Origin of the sequence: Flavobacterium sp. J27 (genome assembly GCF_004303025.1) — a bacterium.
Taxonomy (GTDB): Bacteria; Bacteroidota; Bacteroidia; order Flavobacteriales; family Flavobacteriaceae; genus Flavobacterium.
Genome location: NZ_PJQW01000002.1, coordinates 314371 through 314962 on the forward strand (window position 1 = coordinate 314371; position 592 = coordinate 314962).

Genomic DNA, 592 nt, shown 5'->3' on the forward strand with positions numbered 1-592 from the left:
TATCACTAACTGTTTCAATTAAATTAGTTTTTGCAAATACCGCAACTGCTGGAGCTGTTGTGTATAAAATCGCAATTAATAATAATGCCCAACCTGCTGATTTTCGTGCATCTCTAACTTTTTTAACTGTAAAGAATCTAACAATAACATGTGGTAGACCAGCAGTACCTACCATTAACGCTAAAGTAATGGCAAATACATCTATTAATGATTTTGATCCATTTGTATATTCAGCAAAACCTAATTCTGTGGATAATCCATTTAATTTATCTAACAAGTAAACATTTTCTCCTCCAGTTACAGCGCCCCCCATACCTAGTTGAGGAATTGGATTTCCTGTCATTTGAATGGAAATAAAAATAGCAGGAACCATAAAAGCAAAAATCAATACACAATATTGTGCTACTTGTGTATAGGTAATTCCTTTCATTCCACCTAAAACAGCATAGAAAAGAACAATTACCATTCCTATAATAACACCTGTCTCAATTTCTACTTCCAAGAATCTTGAAAAAACAACTCCTACTCCTCTCATTTGACCAGCAACATAAGTAAAAGAAACGATTAAAGCACAGACGACAGCAACTGTTCG

At 34.0% G+C, this 592-nt stretch carries 1 protein-coding gene; it reads right to left on the reverse strand.

The features are described 5' to 3' along the window. Window positions 1-592, reverse strand: a 592-nt coding sequence (locus CX675_RS20095; RefSeq protein WP_370277527.1) for a DUF2818 family protein, incomplete at both ends; no start/stop codon positions are given.